Raw genomic sequence first — 16632 nt, 5'->3', positions numbered from 1 at the left:
GCTCAGGCCTCCTGTCGCAGTGCCCGGCCCGCGGCGCGGCGCAGGGCACGGGTCGTCAGCTCCTGGGCGAGGTGGCGCTTGTAGGCCACGTCGCCGCGCTGGTCCTCGGTCGGCGAGCAGTCCTCCGCCGCGAGGCGGCCCGCCTCGGCGAACGCCTCCTCGGAGGCGGTCGCGCCGCGCAGCGACGCCACCGCCCGCTCGGACGTGACGCTCGCGCCCACGGCGCTCAGCGCGATCCCCGCCTCGGCGATCGTGCCGCCGTCCATGCGCAGCGCGGCGCCGGCGGCGGCCACCGCCCAGTCGCCCGCACGCCGCTCGACCTTCTCGTAGGCGCTGCCGGCGTGCTCATGGGCCGGGATGCGCACCTCGACGAGCAGCTCGCCGTCGGCGACCGCCGTCTCGTAGGGGCCGCGGTGGAACTCGACCATGTCGAGCACGCGCTCGCCGTCGCGGCCGCGGACGACGACGCTCGCGCCGAGCGCGGCGCAGACCGCCGACAGGTCCTCGGACGGGTCGGCCTGGCACAGCGCGCCGCCGATCGTGCCGCGGTTGCGCACGAGCGGGTCGGCGATGACGCGCTCGGCGTCGTGGATGATCGGGAAGCGCTCGCCGAGCAGCGCCGACTCCAGCAGGGCGCGGTGGCGGGTCATCGCGCCGACGCGCACCTCGCCGCCCTCGTCGGAGATGTAGTCGAGCTCGCGCAGGTCGTTGATGTCGACGAGGTGCTCGGGCGCCGCGAGACGCAGCTTCATCATCGGCAGCAGGCTGTGGCCGCCGGCGATGACGCGCGCGTCGGGACCGAGGCGCTCGAGCAGCGCCAGCGCGTCCTCCACGCTTGAGGCCCGCTCGTACTCGAACGGGGCAGGGACCTGCATGGCTCACCCTCCTTGCTCTCTCCTTACGGCGATGGAACTGGCGTACTGTCAGTTCGTCAAGACCGGATTAGGCGATCGCTTAGGAGAGGCCGGCGTGCCGTGACGATGCGTGAGCTCGAGTCGTTCGTGACCGTGGCCCGGCTGGGCTCGGTCAAGGCGGCCGCGCAGGCGCTCGGCGTCTCGGAGCCCGCGGTGTCCGGGGCGGTGGCCGCGCTGCGCAAGGACCTCGGCGACGAGCTGTTCGTGCGCGGCGGCGGCGGGGTGCAGCTCACGGCCGGCGGCCGGCGGCTGGCCGCGGCGGCCGCGGAGATGCTCGGGCTCATGGACCAGGCGCGGCGGGAGATCCGCGCGACCCAGGGCGAGCGCTCGCTGCTGCGCGTGGCCGCCACGGGCGTGGTCGCCGAGTCGGTGGCGGGGCCGCTGCTCGCGGCGTTCATGCGCCGCCAGCCGAACGTCGAGGTGGCGCTCGGGGTCGAGCCCGAGGAGCGCCTGGGGCAGATCCTGCTCGACCGGCGCGCGGACGTGACGCTCGGCCCGCGGCCGGGCGGCGAGGACGCGCCGGGCGTCGACGCGGTCGCGTTCCTGCGCTACCGGCTCGTCGTGGTGGCGGCGCCGGGCCACGTGCTGGCGGCCCGCCGCGGGCTGGCGGCGTCGGCGCTGGCCGGCGAGCGCTGGCTGGTCGGGCCGGACGGCGCGGGCCCGGCGACGGCGACGGGGCGGTTCCTGGCGCGGGCGCGGATCGGCACGGCAGGGGTGGGCGCGTTCGCCTCGGAGGCGGCGGCGCTCGACGCGGCGGTGGCCGGGCAGGGCGTGATGCTGGCGGTCGCCCACGCCGTGCGCGACGAGCTGCGCCGTGGCGGGCTCGTCCGGCTCGACGTGACCGGCACGCCGATCGACGGGCTCTGGTACGCGAGCACGCTGGCGGCCGACCGGCGCTCGCCCGGGGCGTGGGCGCTGCGGCGGTTCGTCACGACCCCGGAAGCCAATCAGGCGATGCTGGCCGGCGACGCGGGGGTGCCCGCCGACCGGGTGCGGCCGTCGGTCTACGTCACGCTCTGGTCCTGACGCTTGAGCGCCACGGCGCGGGTCTGGTACCACTTGTGACATGCAAGACGTGCTCGCAGATGTCGATGCCTGGGTGGCGCGGGGAGATTCCGTCGCGCTGGCCACGGTGGTCGAGACCCGGCGCTCGGCGCCGCGTCCGGCCGGGACGAAGATGGCGGTCAACGCGCGCGGCGAGGTGTCCGGCGGCGTGTCGGGCGGCTGCGTCGAGGGTGCGGTCGTGACGATCGCCGAGGACGTGCTCGCCGGCGGCGAGCCGCAGTTGCTGCACTTCGGGATCGCCGACGAGGAGGCCTGGGACGTCGGGCTGCCGTGCGGCGGCGAGATCTCCGTGTGGGTGGAGCGCTACGAGCCATGAGCCTCCAGGGCCGGTTCGCCGCGCTGGCGCGTGAGGGCGGTCGCGGCGCGCTGGTCACGGTCGTCGAGGGGGAGGGCATCGGCGGCCGCCTCCTGCTCGGCGCCGACGGCACCCAGGAGGGGACGCTCGGCGACCCCGAGCTCGACGCCTTCGCGGTGGCCGCGGCCGAGGAGCGCATGTGGGCCGAGCGCAGCGAGCTTGTCGAGTCGGGCGAGCGCAGGCTCTTCGTCGACGTCACCGCGCCGCCGCCCCGGCTGATCATGTTCGGCGCGGTGGACCTCGCGGCGGCGCTGTGCACGGTGGCGCGCGCGGTCGGATGGCGGCCGTACGTGTGCGACCCGCGCAGCCGGTTCGCCACGCGCGAGCGGTTCCCGACAGCCGAGGACGTCGTGGCGGGGTGGCCGGACGAGGCGTTCGCGCGGGTCGGCGGCATCGACCGTGCGACGGCGATCTGCGTGCTGACCCATGACCCGAAGCTCGACGACGCCGCGCTGACCGTGGCGCTGCGGTCGCCGGCGGGCTACATCGGCGCGATGGGCAGCCGTCGGGCCCAGGAGAAGCGCCGCGAGCGGCTGCTCGCGCAGGGCATCACCGACGACGAGCTGGCGCGCCTGGCGGCCCCGATCGGGCTCGATCTCGGCGCGCTGAGCCCGCAGGAGACGGCGTTGTCGGTGATCGCCGAGATCGTGGCGCTGCGCCACGGGCGCACCGGCGGCCGGCTGATCGACGCCCGCGGCCGCATCCACGAGGTCGGCTGACTTTCCTCGGGCACTTCTCCGCGGCCCGACTAGAGTCGGCCCATGAGGAGACTCGCACCGGCGCTCGCCGCCCTCGCCCTGGCCGGCCTGGTCGCCGGCGTCCCCGCCGCCGGCGCCAAGCGCGCGCCGCGCTGCCCGCCGAAGGGAGCCCCGGTCGTACAGAAGACGGCGCGCGCGGTCGTCTTCATCCGCGAGAGCACCGGTGCCTACATCGGCTGTCTGCGCCCGCGCGGCAAGACGCGCCGGCTCGCGACGCCGGACGACATCTACTCGAGCGTCGACGCGGTCGCGCTCGCCGGACGGTTCGCCGCGTACGTGTTCGCCGAGACGCCGGCGTGCAAGGCGGACTGCCCGCCGGACGTCACCGGATCAGGCCACGTCGAGGTCGTCGACCTGCGCACGGGCCGGCGCGCCGCAACGCGCGCCCTCGGCGTCACCGCTTTCGCCCTGACTCGCACCGGCACGGCCGGCTACCTCGTCGCGGACGGCCTGCACGCGGTGAACGCCACGGGCGACGTCGTCCTCGACACAGGCGACATCCCGCCAGAGTCGGTGAAGGCGGTCGGCACGACGATCCAGTGGACGAAGGGCGGCGTGGCCCAGAGCCGCGACTTCCCGTAGGCCGCGCCGCTTCGGCGCACGCCAGCGTCGCGTTCCCCGCCTGCGGGGCCGCCGAATCGACGGCCGGTGGGATCAGCGCTCGAAGCGGCCCGTCAGGCGGCCGCGCGCGATCGCCTGCTGAGCGATCGCGTCGCGCACGTCCTGCGCCGGGGCGCCCTGGTCGAGCCCGAGCGGTTCGCGCAGCGCGTAGACCGAGAACCGGTAGTGATGCGCGGCGTCGCCCTTGGGCGGGCACGGGGCAGCGTAGGCCTTGTCTCCGGCCGAGTTCTCGCCCTCCCGGGCGCCCGCCGGCACCGATCCCGACAGCACGCCGCGCACCTTCGGCGCCAGGTCCCACACCGTCCAGTGCACGAAGGTCCCGCCGGATGCGTCGGCGTCCTCGACGAGCAGCGCGAGCGACCTTGCGCCGTCCGGGGTCCCGCGCCAGTCCAGCGGCGGCGAGACGCCGCTGCCGTTGCAGGTGAAGCGCGGAGGGATGCTCCCGCCATCGATGAACGCCGGGCTCGTCAGCTGCATGCGATCGCGTGCAGCCGGGGCCGGGCCGGTCACGGTGCCGTCGCTGCCCCCGCAGCCCGGCGCGGCCAGCGCGATGCCCGCCGCCACCGCGGCTGTCGCGACGGCTGACCGGCCGCGAGGCACCGAGCCGAGCCTACCCCGCGAGTCCGGCGCGCAGGTAGGGTGCGCGACGTGCCTGCGCCCAAGCAGCGATGGAGCGACCTCAGCCCGGGCCGGCGTACGGGGATCCTCGCGGCCGGCGTCGTCCAGATCGCCCTGCTCGTCGCCGCGCTCGTCGACCTGCGCCGCCGGCCCGCGGACGAGGTCAACGGCGACAAGCGGCTCTGGGCCGCGCTGTCGTTCGTCAACTACGTCGGCCCGATCGCCTACTTTGCGTTCGGTCGCCGGCGCTGACGCTCCGCGACGCTCCGCAGCCCGCCGCTCGGTTCAGCCGCCGCGCGCGACCGCCTCCCGCACGCCCGGTGCCACCTCGGCCGCGAACCGCTCGATCTGGCCCAGGTCGTCGCCGCCGCCCGTCGGCCAGAACGCGAGCCCGTCGAAGCCGAGCTCGAGCACGAACCCGGTGAGGGCCTCGATCCAGTGGTCCGGCGGGCCCTGCAGCAGCTCCGTCGCCGGTCCGCCCGTGATCTCGCCGCCCACGTTGAGGATCCGCCGGATGGCGCCCGGGTCGCGTCCCGCGCTCGCCGCCGCGTCGTCGATGCGCCGCTGCATCTCCGGGATGCGCTCCGGCGGCGCGTACGGCAGCGACGGCAGCCATCCGTCGCCGAGCCGGCCCGTCAGCCGCAGCATCCGGGGTCCGTAGGCGCCGATCCAGATCCCGATCGGGTGCGCCGGGGGCGGACCGGGATGCCAGCCGTCGACCGCGTAGTGGCGGCCGGCGAAGCGCACGGAGCGCTCGCCGCTCCAGGACGCGCGGAGGATCGCGATCGCCTCCTCGAGCGCCTCGACCGACTCGCCCGGGGTGCGCCGCGGCCCGCCCATCGCGGCGATGGCGTCCCAGAAGCCGCCGGCGCCGAGGCCGAGCTCGAACCGGCCGCCGCTCATCACGTCGAGCGACGCGGCCGTCTTCGCCAGGACAGGGGGCGGGCGCAGCGGCAGGTTCGCGACGTCGGGGAAGACCCGGACCCGCTCGGTCCGGGCGAGCAGGTCGGCGATCAGCGTGAACGTGTCCAGGAAGCGCCGCTGATACGGGTGGTCCTGGATGCCGACGAGCTCCAGTCCGCCGCGCTCGGCGGCCTGCACCTGGCGCACGACGTCGGGGTAGGTGGCGGCCTCCGGCGTGACGAACACGCCCAGTTCCGGCGTCCCAGCGGTCATCGCGTCCCCTCTCGTTCATCGCCGGCGCGTGCGCGCCGTCGATCGGCCGGCCGTATCCGCAGCACGTGCTGGCGGACCCCTTCGCGCGTGCGCCGTCCCACGTCGCGGAAGCCGAGCTTGTGCAGGACGTTCAGCGACGCGCCGTTGCCCTCGTCGACCACCGCCATCACCTCCGGCGCGCCCAGGTCGTCGAACGCCGCGTCGAGGATCGCGCGCGCCGCCTCGGTCGCCAGGCCCACGCCCCAGCGGTCGCGGCGCAGCAGGTAGCCGAGCTCGAGGCGCGAGCCGCTGTCGAACGGGGCGATGCCGGCCTCGCCGATCATCTCGCCCGTGGCACGCTCGATCACCGCCCAGAACGTGAAGCCGCGCTCGCGCTGGTCGCGCACGTAGGTCGCGACCCACCCGCGCGGATCGCCGCCGCCGGTGATGTGGCGCATCACCTCCGGGTCGTCGTAGATCGCCTGCATCGCCGCCTGATCGGCGAGCACGAACGGGCGGATCTCGAGCCGATCGGTGTGGAGGGGCAGCCGGAGGGGCATCACGTACCGAGTCCAAGAGTGCCACGGGCGCAACCGACCGGTGGCGCTCGTACGGTGATCGCGCAATGTCCGACGTCACCGCATCCTCGTCGCGCGGCTCGCTCATGGAGCGGCGGTTTCGCATCGGCGAGCGAGGCTCGAGCCCGCGCGTCGAGGCCCTGGGCGGCCTGTCGACCTTCCTGACGATGTCGTACATCGTGTTCGTCAACCCGGCGATCCTGAGCCAGGCCGGCGTGCCGTTCGCGGGCGTCGCCGTCGCCACCGCGCTCGCGGCCGGCATCTGCACGATCGCGATGGGGCTCATCTCGAACTACCCCCTCGCGCTCGCCTCCGGGCTCGGCATCAACGCGATCGTCGCGTTCGACATCATCCTCGGCCAGAAGGTCGGATGGCCGGTCGGCATGGCGTGCGTCGTGATCGAGGGCGTCATCGCCTTCGTGCTCGTGCTCGCCGGCCTGCGTGAGGCGGTCGTGCGGGCGGTGCCGAACTCGATCAAGTTGTCGATCGGCGTCGGCATCGGGCTGTTCATCACGTTCGTCGGCCTGCGCGACGGCGGCATCGTCGTCAACGACCCGGCGACCGGCGTGGCGCTCGGCGACCTCACGTCCGGGCCGGCGCTCATCGCCCTCGCGGGCATCGCGGTGGCGGCGGTGACGGCGGTGCGCGACATCCGCGGGTCGATCCTGTTCGGCATCGCGACGTCGACGGCGCTCGGCCTGATCTTCGGGGTGCTCGACGGGCCGAGCGCCGTCGCCGAGTGGCCCGGCGCCGCGGGCTTCGACACGATCGGCGACGCGCTCAAGCCGAGCAGCCTCGGCGACGCGCTGACGTGGGCGCTCGTGCCGACGATCTTCGCGCTGTTCATGACCGACTTCTTCGACACGATCGGCACGGCGGTCGCGGTCGGCACCGCCGGCGGCCTCACCGACGAGGAGGGCGACCTGCCGCAGATCCGCAACGTCCTGCTCGTCGACTCGGCGTCCGCGGCCGTCGGCGGGGCGATGGGCGTCTCGAGCGTGACGACGTACGTCGAGTCCGGGGCCGGGGTGGCGGAGGGCGCGCGCACCGGCTTCGCGAACCTCGTCACCGGCGGCCTTTTCCTCCTGACGATCTTCTTCGTGCCGCTCATCGCCGTCGTCGGCCAGTCGGTGCCGTACGCCGGCGACTCGACCGTCACCCCGGCGGTGGCGCCCGCCCTCGTCATGGTCGGCTACCTGATGATGCGGCTCGTCCAGAACATCGACTGGTCCCAGCCGGAGGACGCGCTGCCGGCGTTCCTCATCATCGCCGGGATCCCGCTCACCTTCTCGATCGCCGCCGGCATCGGCTTCGGCGTCCTCGGCTACATCATCGCGATGGTCGGACGCGGCCGCGTCCGCGAGATCCACCCGCTCATGTGGATCCTCGTGCCGCTGTTCCTCGCCTACTACGCCGACAGCTGGCTGCGGGTCAACGTGTTCTGATCACCAGCGGGCGCGATGGTCCTCCATGACCCCGAAGCCCTCCGCGAGCCCCGCGCCGCCCGGCAGGACGCCGGAGAACGTGCCGAACGGCTGGCGGTAGTCGCTGCGCACGAGGAGCAGCTCGTCGTGGCGCTCGCGGGTCGCCTCGGCGCGGAACGCGAGGTCGCCGCCGTCGGCGGTGCGGACCGCCGAGAGGTCGTCGGCGAAGGTGCACGGACCGGCCTCGCGCGGGGCGCCGTCCAGCCACACGGTGCGCTCGCTGTCGTGCGGCGGGTCGTTGACGCCGCTGACGAGGTTCCAGCCCGCGACCTGCCCGTCGGCGGTGCGGCCGACCCCCGCCGACCAGCGCCAGGCGGTGTGGCGGGCGTGGTAGCCGGCGGTGTCGTCGACCACCGCGAGGCCGTCGACCGCGAACGCGCGCTCGCCGAGCCGCACGCTGCCGCGCGCGGCGATCCCGGCCTGCTTTCGGGTCCAGATCCAGCCGGTGCCGCCGCCATGGGGGCAGACGGTCTCGACGCCGCGCCCCTCGTCGAGCTCGAGGTCGATGCGGACGTCGCGGTCGCGCACCGTCACGCGGCCGGGGCCGTGGCCGAACCGGACGATCGCGCGCGGGCGGGCGAAGATCGTGCGCTCGCGCAGGGAGCCGGCGCCGCGATCCCACACCGCCCACCAGGCCTGAGGCACCCCGCCGACGTGGGCGAGCCCCACGCACAGCATCCGCTCCGGGCCGAACACGCCGACGTACCGCCACCGCTTGAGCGCCCGCCCCTCGCGCCGCGCCGGGAGGTTGCCGAGGTCGACCGGGCGGGCGGATGAATGATCCTCGGTGCGCCAGGGAAGCATCCGCGCGAACGGTATCGTTGACTCGCCAGTCAACGAGTCGACGAGGGAGCACGGATTGAGGGCCGCCGCAGTCCAGCTGAACGCGACAGCCGACGTCGCCGCCAACGTCCGCGCGGCCGACGAGCACGTGCGCGCCGCCGCGGCCGGCGGGGCCGAGCTGATCGTCCTGCCCGAGAAGTGGATGGCGCTCGGCACGCCCGACGACCTGCGCGCCGCCGCCGAGCCGCTCGACGGGCCGGTCGTCACGTGGGCGCGCGACATCGCCCGCGAGCTCGGCGTCGACCTCGTCGCCGGCTCGATCTCCGAGCGCGTCGACGGCAGGGAGAAGCTGCGCAACACCTCGCTGCACATCGGGCCGGACGGCGAGATCAAGGCGGCCTACCGCAAGATCCACATGTTCGACGTGGTCGTCGACGGCACCGAGTACCGCGAGTCGGCGGCCGAGGAGCCGGGCGACGAGATCGTCACCTCGGCCACCGCCGGCGGCGTCCAACTCGGGATGTCCATCTGCTACGACCTGCGGTTCCCCGAGCTCTACCGTGAACTCGCCATGCGCGGCGCGCGCATCCTGCTCGTGCCCGCCGCGTTCACGCTGGCGACGACGCGCGACCACTGGGAGGTCCTCGTCCGCGCCCGCGCGATCGAGGAGCAGGCGTTCGTCGTCGCCGCCAACCAGATCGGCTCGCACCCGGGCGGCATGCGCTCGGGCGGACGGTCGCTCATCGTCGATCCGTGGGGGCTCGTGCTGGCCACGGCGCCCGACCGCGTGGGCCACGTCGCCGCCGACCTCGATCTCGAGGCACAGGCGCGCATCCGCCGCGAGCTGCCGTCGCTCGCCAACGCCCGGCTGGTCGAGGCGCAGGCCTGATGGCGTCGACGACCAGCCGCAGCCAGGCAGCCGCCGACAAGCGCCGCCAGATCCTCGACGCGGCGGTCCGCGTCTTCGCCCGCCAGGGCTTCCACGCGTGCCGCGTCTCCGACATCGCGGACGAGGCGGGCGTCGCGTACGGGCTCGTCTACCACTACTTCTCGAGCAAGGACGAGATCCTCGACACCGTCTTCCTCGAGCGCTGGAACGTCCTGCTGCACGTGATCGCGGAGGTCGACGCGGGGGAGGGCAGCGCGCGCGACAAGCTGCACGCGATCGCGTCGTTCATCGTCGACTCCTACCGCCACGATCCCGACGTGATGAAGGTCATCGTGGTCGAGGTGACGCGCGCGGCGAACTCGTTCGGCCGGACGCACCTGAGCAAGATCCGCGAGGCCTACGCGCTCATCGCCGAGGTGGTCGCGAAGGCGCAGGAGGCGGGCGAGCTGCGCTCCGACGTGACGCCCGATTTCGCCGCGCTCGCCTTCTACGGCACCATCGAGCAGGTGCTCACCGGATGGATCTTCGCGCTGCTGCCGCAGTCGCCCGAGGACGTCGAAGCGGCGAAGACGCAGATCATCGACACCATCTGCGACGGCCTCGACGTGATAGGACTTCGCGCCACATGAGCAACGATGTCGTCAAGCGCCTGACGTGGGCCGGCCTGCTTGCAGGGCTCGGCGCGCTCGCCTCCATCGCCACCACGAAGGCGGCGACGCTGATTTGGCGGCGCATGTTCGGGGAAGACCCGCCCGAGTAAGTGAGCACCGACCAGCTCCACACTCCGACGAGCGCTGCTCCTCCGCCCCTGGCGGGGTCCGGCCCGGCGACCGCCGGCGGCTCCGTCTCGGCGTCGCCCTCGTCTTCATCGCCATCGCCGGCCGAGCGACCTGAGGTCCAGGTCGGCGCCGCGTTCGCCGGCGGCCTTCTGGCCGCCCTGATCCTCAAGCGCATTGTCCCCTGAGCCCACCGGCAGCCCGCAGCAGATCTCCGCGGCGATCCAGGAGATCAGCGACCGCGCCCAGGTGCTGGTGCGCGAGGAGATCGAGCTCGCCAAGGCCGAGGTCACCGCGAAGGCCCAGAAGCTCGCCAAGGGCGCGGCGATCGGCGCCGCGGCGGCGATCTTCGCGATCTTCGGGCTGTCGATCCTGCTCAACGGGTTCGCGTGGCTGGCCTGGTGGGCGCTGCCCGCGGGCGGCACGCAGTTCTTCTGGGGCTTCTTCCTGGTCGCCGGGCTGTTGTTCATCGTCGGCGGGATCGCCGGGTGGCTCGCCTCCAAGCTGTTCAAGGCCGGCGCACCGCCCACGCCGGACCTCGCCATCGAAGAGGCGCAGAAGATCAAGGAGACGGTCTCCGGCTGATGTCGCCCGCACCCCGTCAGATCGCGTCAGGCCAGCGCACGCCGCAGGAGATCCGTGCCTCGATCGAGTCCAACCGCATGCAGCTCGGCGAGGCGATCGCCCAGCTGCGCGCCGAGGTGACGGTCGCCACCGACTGGCGCCGGCAGATCGAGGCGCACAAGAAGCAGGTGCTGATCGGCGCCGCCGTCGCCGGGTTCGTCATCGGCGGCGGGCTGGCGATCATCACGCGCCGGCGCGGCAACCGCTAGCGCCGGCCCCGCGTCAGCTCGCGTCTGGCGATCAGGGCCCTCTGGGAGGGCCCGGACGCCGATCGCCCGGATCGACTCAGGCGACCAGGCCCAGCGCGTGGGCGCGCGTCGTCGCCTCGACGCGCGACCGGACGCCGAGCTTGGCCAGGATGCTGCGCACGTGCATGTCGACCGTGCGCGGGCTGAGGAACAGCTCGGCCGCGATCTCGCGGTTCGTGCGGCCGAGCGCGACGAGGCGCATGACCTCGGCCTCCCGGCGTGTGAGCCCGGCACCCTCGTGCTCGGCGGCCGCGCGGCGGCCGAGCCGGCGCTGGACCGACTCGCCGAGCTCGGCGAGCGCCTGGGTGGCCGCGAGCGCCAGCGGCCGCGCGCCGAGGCGGCGGGCGACGCGGTGGGCCTCGGTCAGTCGCGCGACCGCGAGCTCCCGCTCGCCGGCCTGCGCCGCGGCCATGCCGGCCCGCAGGGCGATCTGCGCCCGCTCGAACGGGATGTCGAGGTCCGCGTGCAGCTCGAGCGCGCGGCCGAGCTGCGCGGCGGCGGTGACGGCGTCGCCGTCGAGCAGGGCCAGCTCGCCCAGGGCGCAGGCCAGCGCGGCGAGCGCGTCGGTGTGCTCGCTGTCATCGGCGATGCGGGCCAGCGCATCCGCGCACGCCCGCGCCCGGGCGCCGTCGCCCCGCGCCGCCGCCGAACCGGCCGCGACCCGCAGGGCCCACGTGGCGTAGTGGCGGTCCTGGCTGGCCTGCCAGCGGTCCAGCAGCTCGTCGGCGAGCGAGGTCCATGCCCCCGCGGCGCCGTTCGCGTCATCGCCCGGCTCGGCGTCGCCGAGGATGATCAGCGCCCCGAGGCTGTCGGTGGCGACCGAGATGACCCCGAGCCGGCGTGCGATGGAGAGCGCGGAGTCGAGCAGGGGCCGGGCCGCGCGCCCGTCGCCGCGGAAGGCGAGGATCGATCCGAGCATGCCCTCGGCCACGACGCGCACGCCGTCGGACGGGTGCCGGGCGATGAGGTCGCGGCACAGGTCCGCGGCCTGGTCCCAGTCGCCGAGCTCGCGCAGCACGTAGGCCAGGCAGCCCATGCAGACCTGCTCCTGGTTCGTCGGGCCGCCGGCCTCGCAGAGCCCGATGGCGCTCGACAGCGCGTCGCGCGCGCCCTCGTAGTCGGCCGCGGTCTCGAACACGGTGCCGAGCCGCTGATAGACGTCGGCGGCCACCGCGTTGAGCTCGTGCTCGAGCGCGAGCGACAGCCCACGCCGGGTGACGTCGAGCCCGACCGCGAACGCCCCGCGCTTGGCGAGCGCGGCGCCCTCGAGGCCCATGGCGCGGGCCTGCAGGTCGACGCGTCCGGCGCGGCGCGCCTCCTCGGCGGCGGCGCGCGTGAGCGCGATCGCGTCGGCGTGGTTGCCGGCGCTCGACAGGTGGCCGGCGGCGCGCAGCCGCTGGTCGGCCGCCTCGGCCGGCAGGCCGGCGCCGGCGAACGTCCCGGCCGCGGCGACGCCGGCGGCGATCGCCGCCGGGCGCTCGCCGCGCAGGCCGTGGACCTGGGCGAGCCGGCCCTCGGCCTCGCCGAGCGCCGCGGTCGGCTCGGCGACCTCGCTGCGGCGCAGGGTCACCGCCTCGCGCCAGGCCCGGGCCGCCTCGGCGAGGTCGCCGGCGAGCTCGGCGCAGCCGGCGTAGCGCTCGAGCGCGCCGAGGCGCCCGGCGCCCTCGCCCGCATCGCCGTTGGGCCAGAGCTCGAGAGCCTGCTGCAGAAGGGCGGCGCTGTCGCGGTAGGCGTGGGCGCGCGAGGAGGACTCGGCGGCGCGCAGCAGCGCCTTGCGGGCGCAATCCTCCTCGTGCGCGCCGAGCCAATGGCGCGCGACCTCGAGGTCCGCGCCGCCGGTCGCCTGGAGGCGCTCGGCCAGCAGCCGGTGCAGTGCGCGCCGGCGCGACCAGGCGACGTCGGCGTAGAGCGCGTCCCGGGCGAGCGCGTGGCGGAAGGCGCCGGTCGCCGGCCCCTGCTCGCGCACCAGGGCGCTCTCGAGCAGCTCCGTGACGCCGTCCTCGCTCGACAGCTGCGCGACCAGCTCGAGGTCGAAGTGCTCGCCTGCGACGGCCGCCGCCTCGGCCGCCGCGCGCGCCTCGCCCGACAGCGACGACGAGCGCATCAGCACGGCGTCGCGCACCGTGGCCGGCACGGGGAGGTCAGCGTCGCCGGAGAGCATGAGGCCGTCGGGCCCCTGGTGCAGCAGGCCGCCGGCGTGCAGCGCGCCGGCGAGCTCCTCGACGAAGAACGGCAGGCCCTGCGCGCGATCGTGGATCGTGGCCGCGAGCGCGGGCGACAGCGGCGCGTCGAGCACCTGGGTGGCGAGCGCGGCGCCGTCGTCCGCGTCGAGCAGATCGAGGGCGAGCTCGTCGATCGCGGCCGAGCGGCGCAGCTCGGCGCGCAGGCGCCGGAGGGGGTTGGTCCGGGCGAGCTCGTCCGAGCGGTAGATCCCGACGACGACGAGCGGCAGCTCCTCGAGCGCCGGGCCGAGGGCGGCGAGCAGCTCGAGCGTCGCCTCGTCGGACCAGTGCAGGTCGTCGAGCACGACGACGGCCGGCTCGTGGCGGGCGATCTCGGCCAGGGCGCAGCGGACCGCCTCGAACAGCGTCGCGCGGTCGCCTCCGCCGGCGGGCGGACCGAGCTCGGGCAGCAGCAACGCGAGATGCCCGCGCAGCGGGCCGCAGCCGTCGAGCCCCCCGGGAACGGCCCGCATGTAGGCGCGCAGGGCGCCCACGAGCGGGCCGTAGGGGGCGGTGCCGCCCTGGGCCGCCGCACCGCGCAGGACGGACAGGCAGGCCCGGGTGACGGCCGCGTCGACGAGGCGGGTCTTGCCGACCCCGGCCTCGCCGGAGATCAGCACGAGCGTGCCGGAGCCCTCACGGGCGCGTCGCAGCACGGCGCGGAGTCGGCCGCACTCCGCCTCGCGTCCGACCAGGGCTCCCGGGCCGCTCATGGAGCGACTCTACGCCGCGCGGCCGGCCTTGATCAGGAACTCGCGCCGGCGACGGCCGGCTCGGGGTCGGGACGCACGATCACGGTGTCGGCGACCGGGGTGATCTCGTCCGCCGGCATGCCCGTGCGACGGGCGTGGTCGCGGATCGCCTCGGGGCTGGCGGCCTGGTAGATGCAGACGGTGCCGAGCGTCCCGTCGTCCTCTGCGACGACGTACGAGCGGATCCAGCGCACCTGGTCCGGGGTCTTGTCGCCCTCGGCGGCCGAGCGCTCGGCCGTGGCCTTGAGCTCCTCGGGGGTCTTCCACGCGTTGCGGCGACGGATGGCGTACAGCTGCATGGCGCTGCTCCTTCGGGTGGGGGGTGGGTCCGGCGGCGCGCGGCCGGGCGTCAGGCCCTGCCGGCGTCCTTGGTCGCCCGGACGGAGACGCTCACGACGCCGTACGTGTCGGCGGGTCGAGCGCTCGCTGGGAGACGAAGCGGTGCTGGTGGACCACGACGCGGATATCGGTGGCCACGGTCATCACGTCGGCCAAGCTACGCCCGACCGGGAGCCCGCGCTACGGCGGTATTGCCGTACTTTGCCGCCGCGCCTACTGCACGAGCGCGCGCGGCACGGCGCCGGCCCCGATGAGCCCGGGGCCGACGTGCGCGCCGATGACCGGGCCGATCTCGGACACGATCACCGGCTCCGTGCCGAAGATCTCGCGACCGGCCTCGACGAGCTTGGCCGCCTGCTCGGGGGCCTGGACGTGCTGGACGACCCAGCCGTCCGTGCCGTCGGCGTGCAGGGAGCGCAGCAGCTCGACCATGCGCGCGACGGCGCGCGCGGACGTGCGCACGCGCTCGACCGGCGTGATCTCGGACTCGACGCTGAGGATCGGCTTGACCTTCAGCGCGGTGCCGACCATCCCCGCCGCGCGTCCGATGCGCCCGCCCCGCACGAGGAACTCGAGCGTGTCGACCGCGAACCACAGGGTGAGGCCGTCGCGCGTCTCCTGGGCCCGGGCGGCGCAGACGTCGAGGTCGCCGCCTTCGCGGGCGGCCTTCGCCGCGGCCATCGCCATGAGCCCCAGCCCGCCGCACGCCGTGGCGGAGTCGATGACCCGCACCCGGTCGCCGAGCTGGGCGGCCGCCTGGCGCGCGGACTCCACGGTTCCCGAGATGCCGCCGGAGATGTGGATCGAGACGATGTCGCGGCCGGCGTCGAGCAACGGCTCGTAGACGGCGAGGAAGTCGCCGACCGACGGCTGCGACGTCGTCGGCAGCTGGCGCGCGGCGCGCAGCCGGTCGTAGAAGGCGTCGAACGACGGCAGGTCGATCTCGCGCTCCTGGCTGTCGGGCCAGTTGACGTACAGGGAGACCTGATGGATGCCGTACGCCGACACGACGCCGGCCGGCAGGTAGTGCGTGGTGTCGGTGACGACGGCGACCCCGGACATGCGCGCCCCACCTTAGGGCCTATCCCGGTGAGAGCCCTTATCGTCCGGGTCCGTGACGACGCTGGTGACCGGTGGAGCGGGGCTCGTGGGCTCACATGTGGCGCGGCTGCTCGCCGAGCGCGGCGACGATCTGCGCATCGTCGCGCGCCACACGACGCGCCGCGACAACCTCATCGCCCTTGACGGAAAGGTCGTCACGGCCGACCTGCTCGACCGCGCCGCGGTGCGCCGCTGCATGCGCGGCGTCGACCGCGTCTTCCACGTCGCTGGGCTCACGAGCCTGCGCGCCGCGCCCGACCGGCTCTGGCGCGCGAACGTCGACACGACGCGCATCGTCCTCGAGGAGGCGCTGCGGGCGGGGGTCGAGCGCGTCGTCTACACGTCCTCGGTGGCCGCGGTCGGCCCGGCGGCGCGCGGGTCGACGGCCGACGAGCGCCAGCCGTTTCCGGCCGTCGCGGCGACGATCCCGTACGCGCGCGCCAAGCGCGAGGCGGAGGTCGAGGCGCTGCGGCTGGCCGCCCACGGGCTGCCCGTCGTCATCGTCAACCCGGCCCACGTCTTCGGCCGCGGGGATGTGAACCGCTCGTCGACCGAGCTCGTGCGCCGGTTCCTGCGCCGCGAGCTGCCCGCCTACGTCGACGGCGCCCTGAACGTCGTCGATGCCCAGGACGTCGCCCGCGGGCATCTGCTCGCCGACGAGCGCGGCGTCCCCGGCGAGCGCTACATCCTCGGCAACCGCAACTTCACGCTCGACCGCCTCTTCGCCGACCTCGGGCGGCTCTCCGGGATCGAGCCGCCGGCGCTCAAGCTGCCGCTGCCGGCCGCGGTCGCCCTGGCCCGGGCGGCGGAGGCGCTCCCCGGGCGCCCGCCCGTGACCGTCGACGAGGTGCGCGCGTCCGCGCAGTGGTGGGCGTTCCGGTCCAACAAGGCCCACCGCGAGCTGGGCTGGAAGCCGTCGCACCACGAGGACACGCTGCAGGCGACGATCGACTGGTACCGCGAGCGCGAGCCCGAGCTCATGCGGCTCCCGGGCACCCGCCAGCCGCTCGCGCTGCGGCTGGCCGGCGGCGCCGTCCACCAGACCGGAAGCCTCCTCGGGCGCCTCGTGCCGTGAGCGCGGCGACGCTGTACCGCTGCCCGGCGCCGACGGACCGCCTCTGCGCGTGCGGGCGCGTCGCGCGCGAGCTGCGGCGGACCGGCGTCGCGTTCGACGAGGTCCGCGTGCCGATGCGCCGGGCCGGGCGCGACGAGATCGAGCGCCTCTCCGGGCAGCGCGTCGTGCCGCTGCTCGTGATCGACGGCGAGCCGATCTGCGACTCGCGGCGGATCGTCGAGCACCTGCGCGGACGGGCGAGCGCCGCGCAGCCCGCGTCGCCCCGGTAGGTTCGC

Annotated in this window: 21 protein-coding genes; 13 read left to right on the top strand and 8 right to left on the bottom strand. The window is 74.9% G+C overall.

Going from position 1 to position 16632, the window contains the following annotated elements:
* Positions 1–2 precede the first annotated feature (2 nt).
* Positions 3–875: an FAD binding domain-containing protein gene (locus tag DSM104329_RS22785; RefSeq protein WP_259312151.1), complete on the bottom strand. Its 873-nt coding sequence runs from the start codon at positions 873–875 to the stop codon at positions 3–5.
* 105 nt (positions 876–980) lie between these two features.
* On the opposite strand from DSM104329_RS22785, the gene DSM104329_RS22780 reads away from it, so the two are divergent.
* From DSM104329_RS22780 to DSM104329_RS22765, 4 genes are read left to right on the top strand one after another with little or no spacing between them, the layout of a single operon-like run.
* Positions 981–1940, top strand: a complete 960-nt coding sequence (locus DSM104329_RS22780; RefSeq protein WP_259316250.1) for a LysR family transcriptional regulator — start codon at positions 981–983, stop codon at positions 1938–1940.
* A gap of 40 nt (positions 1941–1980) precedes the next feature.
* On the top strand, positions 1981–2295 hold the full coding sequence (locus DSM104329_RS22775) for an XdhC family protein (protein WP_259312150.1): 315 nt from the start codon (positions 1981–1983) through the stop codon (positions 2293–2295).
* Positions 2292–3053 carry an XdhC family protein gene (locus DSM104329_RS22770; RefSeq protein ID WP_259312149.1) on the top strand — a complete coding sequence of 254 codons (762 nt, stop codon included), beginning with the start codon at positions 2292–2294 and terminating at the stop codon, positions 3051–3053. Before DSM104329_RS22775 ends, DSM104329_RS22770 begins: the two co-directional genes overlap by 4 nt.
* A 42-nt stretch (positions 3054–3095) precedes the next feature.
* Entirely contained in the window at positions 3096–3674 is a 579-nt protein-coding gene (locus DSM104329_RS22765) for a hypothetical protein (protein WP_259312148.1), read from the top strand.
* Between the two features lie 72 nt (positions 3675–3746).
* On the opposite strand, the gene DSM104329_RS22760 is transcribed toward DSM104329_RS22765, so the two are convergent.
* On the bottom strand, positions 3747–4313 hold the full coding sequence (locus tag DSM104329_RS22760) for a YbhB/YbcL family Raf kinase inhibitor-like protein (protein WP_259312147.1): 567 nt from the start codon (positions 4311–4313) through the stop codon (positions 3747–3749).
* Positions 4314–4361: 48 nt separating this feature from the next.
* Here DSM104329_RS22760 and DSM104329_RS22755 point away from each other — a divergent pair, with 48 nt between their 5' ends.
* A complete protein-coding gene (locus DSM104329_RS22755) occupies positions 4362–4583 on the top strand; it encodes a PLD nuclease N-terminal domain-containing protein (RefSeq protein ID WP_259312146.1) in 222 nt (73 codons plus the stop codon).
* Between the two features lie 33 nt (positions 4584–4616).
* Here DSM104329_RS22755 and DSM104329_RS22750 read toward each other — a convergent pair whose 3' ends face one another.
* Together DSM104329_RS22750 and DSM104329_RS22745 are read right to left on the bottom strand one after the other, a co-directional pair.
* Positions 4617–5507: an LLM class flavin-dependent oxidoreductase gene (locus DSM104329_RS22750; RefSeq protein ID WP_259312145.1), complete on the bottom strand. Its 891-nt coding sequence runs from the start codon at positions 5505–5507 to the stop codon at positions 4617–4619.
* Positions 5504–6046: a GNAT family N-acetyltransferase gene (locus DSM104329_RS22745; protein WP_259312144.1), complete on the bottom strand. Its 543-nt coding sequence runs from the start codon at positions 6044–6046 to the stop codon at positions 5504–5506. Before DSM104329_RS22745 ends, DSM104329_RS22750 begins: the two co-directional genes overlap by 4 nt.
* A 65-nt stretch (positions 6047–6111) precedes the next feature.
* Here DSM104329_RS22745 and DSM104329_RS22740 point away from each other — a divergent pair, with 65 nt between their 5' ends.
* Entirely contained in the window at positions 6112–7509 is a 1398-nt protein-coding gene (locus DSM104329_RS22740; RefSeq protein WP_259312143.1) for an NCS2 family permease, read from the top strand.
* Here DSM104329_RS22740 and DSM104329_RS22735 read toward each other — a convergent pair whose 3' ends face one another.
* On the bottom strand, positions 7510–8352 hold the full coding sequence (locus tag DSM104329_RS22735) for a DUF2804 domain-containing protein (RefSeq protein ID WP_259312142.1): 843 nt from the start codon (positions 8350–8352) through the stop codon (positions 7510–7512).
* A gap of 55 nt (positions 8353–8407) precedes the next feature.
* Between DSM104329_RS22735 and DSM104329_RS22730 the strand changes: the two genes are divergently transcribed.
* The 5 genes from DSM104329_RS22730 to DSM104329_RS22710 all read left to right on the top strand — a co-directional run bounded on the left by DSM104329_RS22730 (position 8408) and on the right by DSM104329_RS22710 (position 10829).
* A complete protein-coding gene (locus DSM104329_RS22730; RefSeq protein WP_259312141.1) occupies positions 8408–9220 on the top strand; it encodes a carbon-nitrogen hydrolase family protein in 813 nt (270 codons plus the stop codon).
* Entirely contained in the window at positions 9220–9849 is a 630-nt protein-coding gene (locus tag DSM104329_RS22725) for a TetR/AcrR family transcriptional regulator (protein WP_259312140.1), read from the top strand. Before DSM104329_RS22730 ends, DSM104329_RS22725 begins: the two co-directional genes overlap by 1 nt.
* Entirely contained in the window at positions 9846–9980 is a 135-nt protein-coding gene (locus tag DSM104329_RS22720) for a hypothetical protein (RefSeq protein ID WP_259312139.1), read from the top strand. Before DSM104329_RS22725 ends, DSM104329_RS22720 begins: the two co-directional genes overlap by 4 nt.
* A gap of 193 nt (positions 9981–10173) precedes the next feature.
* The gene (locus tag DSM104329_RS22715; protein ID WP_259312138.1) at positions 10174–10581 is read left to right on the top strand and encodes a phage holin family protein; all 408 of its coding nucleotides are present in this window, start codon (positions 10174–10176) and stop codon (positions 10579–10581) included.
* Positions 10581–10829 (top strand): DUF3618 domain-containing protein, encoded by a 249-nt coding sequence (locus tag DSM104329_RS22710; protein WP_259312137.1) that lies wholly within the window; start codon positions 10581–10583, stop codon positions 10827–10829. The genes DSM104329_RS22715 and DSM104329_RS22710 overlap by 1 nt, the downstream gene beginning before the upstream one ends.
* Before the next feature lie 76 nt (positions 10830–10905).
* Here DSM104329_RS22710 and DSM104329_RS22705 read toward each other — a convergent pair whose 3' ends face one another.
* The 3 genes from DSM104329_RS22705 to DSM104329_RS22695 form a co-directional block, all read right to left on the bottom strand.
* On the bottom strand, positions 10906–13803 hold the full coding sequence (locus DSM104329_RS22705) for a helix-turn-helix transcriptional regulator (RefSeq protein ID WP_259312136.1): 2898 nt from the start codon (positions 13801–13803) through the stop codon (positions 10906–10908).
* Between the two features lie 32 nt (positions 13804–13835).
* Positions 13836–14141: a DUF4242 domain-containing protein gene (locus DSM104329_RS22700; protein WP_259312135.1), complete on the bottom strand. Its 306-nt coding sequence runs from the start codon at positions 14139–14141 to the stop codon at positions 13836–13838.
* 253 nt (positions 14142–14394) lie between these two features.
* Positions 14395–15243 carry a DegV family protein gene (locus DSM104329_RS22695; protein WP_259312134.1) on the bottom strand — a complete coding sequence of 283 codons (849 nt, stop codon included), beginning with the start codon at positions 15241–15243 and terminating at the stop codon, positions 14395–14397.
* A gap of 52 nt (positions 15244–15295) precedes the next feature.
* Between DSM104329_RS22695 and DSM104329_RS22690 the strand changes: the two genes are divergently transcribed.
* Positions 15296–16357: an NAD-dependent epimerase/dehydratase family protein gene (locus tag DSM104329_RS22690; RefSeq protein WP_259312133.1), complete on the top strand. Its 1062-nt coding sequence runs from the start codon at positions 15296–15298 to the stop codon at positions 16355–16357.
* Positions 16354–16626, top strand: a complete 273-nt coding sequence (locus DSM104329_RS22685) for a glutaredoxin family protein (RefSeq protein WP_259312132.1) — start codon at positions 16354–16356, stop codon at positions 16624–16626. The genes DSM104329_RS22690 and DSM104329_RS22685 overlap by 4 nt, the downstream gene beginning before the upstream one ends.
* The last annotated feature ends 6 nt before the right edge of the window (positions 16627–16632 follow it).

The organism is Capillimicrobium parvum, assembly GCF_021172045.1.
Lineage (GTDB): Bacteria > Actinomycetota > Thermoleophilia > Solirubrobacterales > Solirubrobacteraceae > Capillimicrobium > Capillimicrobium parvum.
The sequence above is the reverse complement of the archived record's forward strand: the minus strand, read 5'-3'. Positions and strand labels throughout refer to the sequence as shown.